General features: G+C 62.8%; 1 protein-coding gene. It reads left to right on the top strand.

Features of this window, described 5'->3' with window-relative positions:
- Positions 1 to 423 precede the first annotated feature (423 nt).
- Entirely contained in the window at positions 424 to 2640 is a 2217-nt protein-coding gene (locus tag HMPREF1136_RS09670) for a leucine-rich repeat domain-containing protein (protein ID WP_034505748.1), read from the top strand.
- Positions 2641 to 2650: the final 10 nt, after the last annotated feature.

Raw genomic sequence — 2650 nt, 5'->3', positions numbered from 1 at the left:
CACGGGTCCGGGATATGCCGACGAGCTACGTTTGAGGAGTCATTTGGGAGAACTCGCACTGTGTTGATGGGATACGCCGAGGGGTCGACCGAAAGGTCGGCCCCTCGGCGTATGTGTCGTGCCGTACGGTGAGCTACTCCGTCAGGCGCGGACGGTCAGATGCTAATGAGACCGGTCAGAGTCTGTGCGGTAGCGTGCGTACAGGGGTAGCTGGTGCGGGGTGACAAGCACGGGACAGGCGGCTTGTCGATGACGGCGCATGGTACTCCGGGTAGCGCGTGTGATTGAGGGATTGACGTATCGTGAGAATGGTTGTTGCAAAGAGTGGGTGACATCTCTGTGGGGAGTAGTGTGTGACAAGCGTTCGTGTCACGTGGACCGAACCCTCGCTTTACCGAATTGTCAACACAGGGGGACACATACATGTCTCATCGAAAAGTATCAGTGCTCGCGTTAGCGCTGGCTGGGGCGGTTTCTTTTACGACGGTCGGCGTTCCTGCGACCTTCGCTGTCGACGCCGGGACAACAACGAGTGTCAGCGTCGTGTCACCGGCCGCGCAGCCCAATCCGTCTGGGGATTTCGAGATCGATAAGAACGGCGTTCTCACCGCCTACACGGGAAGCTCCGCGGAGGTCACGATTCCCGATGGGGTCACCGAGATCAGTACTGAGGCGTTCGGGAACGCGCAGTTGACGAAGCTGTGGATCCCGGCGAGCGTGCGCGTCATCGGCGATGATGCGTTCGTGAGTCAGGACTTGAGGGAGATTACCTTCCAGGACGACAAGGCGCATCCGTCCCAGCTCGCCACGATTGGGGATCGCGCGTTCCAGTCAACGAGCCTGGCGACCATAACACTGCCCGGCTCCGTCGTGACGATTGGTGACAATGCCTTCGCAGGGATGAGTAGGCTCACCTCGGTCCGCCTCGGAGCCAAGGTCGCTGCAGGTCAGCTGGTGGCTGCCTTCCCGGGCGCAAAAGCGCTTACCTCCATTGAGGTCGACGCCAACAACGGCAACTATGCGAGCGTCGACGGCGTCTTGTACACGAAGGATCATTCGCACCTGATCGCCTATCCGCAGGCGAAGAACAAGGGGGGCTCCTACGCGGTCCTTGATGGAACCATCGACATCGATGACTACGCGTTCGCGGATGCCTCGGTCACTTCCGTGACGCTGCCTTCCTCACTGCGCAGAATCGGCGAGTACGCCTTTGAAAGCTCTCGGCTCACCTCGCTGACCCTGCCGGATTCGTTCGAGACAATCGGTTCCTGGGCCTTCTCGTACGCGTCGAATCTTGCCCGAGTGGACCTGGGTGGTACGACCACCGTCTCGGACGACGCGTTCCTGAACGATCTCGCGTTGACCGAGGTGAACCTGCGCCCCGGCCTGGGACGGCTCGAGGAAATCGGCGAGGACGCATTCGGCGGCTGCACGAATCTGACCAGCTTGGTTGTTCCTGCGTCCGTCACCTCGGTTGAGGGCGTGTCGAATACCGGCGTGGATACGCTTGAGTTGGGGGATCGGGTCAGGAAGCTGAGCATCGTCACGCGCGGCGTCCGGAATGTCCGTCACATCGTCGTGCGCGGCGGTGTGAACGGCGAGTTTTACTCCGAGGGCCAGGCCTCGAACGGTCGCCCGGAGAGCGCGTTCTTCGGTGAGGGCATGACGACGTTCTCCTTCTGGGGTGAGACGCCGCGCGTCGTTGTCCTGCCTGCGAGCCTGACGTCGCTGGAACTCGACGAAGACGCCGCCTCCGACGTGAAGGCGAACACCGCCATTTACGTTGTCGGGAAGGAGGGATCGCAGGCCTGGAAGACGGTGAAGGCTGCGATGGAGAAGGCCGGATACGCGACGGCGAATCTGAAGGCGTACTCCGCGCCCACGCTCGCTTTGTCGGGCACTGGCATCGCCGAGGCAGGGGCTGGGTATGCGCTGACCGCGAGCCTTGGTACGTCGACGACGGTGACCGCCACCGCTACCGGCGGCACCCAGAATGTGCGCGAGGCGCGCTTCGTTCAGCTTGGACCGGGGAACGCTGAAACCGTCCTGCAGGACTGGAGTGCTGTCACGTCTGGTGTGGCCTCATACGCGTGGACGCCGACCAGCGCGGATGTGAGCCTGCGCGTCGACGTGCGCGATGCCTCGTACGCGCTCCACTCGACGACGCTGCGTGTCGGATCCTCCCCGGCTCCCCAGCCCCAGACCGGTGAGTGGAAACAGGATTCTCGCGGCTGGTGGTACCGCAACGCGGACGGCTCCTACCCGAAGGATCAGGCGGTGACGATCGGCGGTACGGTCTACCGATTCGATGCGTCCGGATACATGCGCACGGGCTGGGTGAAGGATGGCGGCTCGTGGTACTACCACACTGGATCGGGTGCTCAGGCGAGCGGCTGGACTCTCGTCGGCGGCTCCTGGTACTACCTGGATCCCTCCAGTGGCGCGATGGTGACGGGCTGGACGCAGGTGGGTTCGGCCTGGTACTACCTGAATGCTGCCGGTGATATGGCGACCGGCTGGCTCAAGGATGGCGGCTCCTGGTACTACCTGAACCCCTCCGATGGGGCCATGGCGACCGGGTGGCTCCAGATCTCGGGTACGTGGTACCACTTCTCGAATGGCGGCCAGTGGATCGGCTGATCGACGAGTC

Source organism: Actinomyces sp. ICM47 (genome assembly GCF_000278725.1).
Lineage (GTDB): Bacteria > Actinomycetota > Actinomycetes > Actinomycetales > Actinomycetaceae > Pauljensenia.
The sequence above is the reverse complement of the archived record's forward strand: the minus strand, read 5'-3'. Positions and strand labels throughout refer to the sequence as shown.

Coding starts and splice junctions, on each gene's coding strand:
- HMPREF1136_RS09670 (WP_034505748.1), top strand. CDS start 424: ATGTCTCATCGAAAAGTATCAGTGCTCGCGTTAGCGCTGGCTGGGGCG.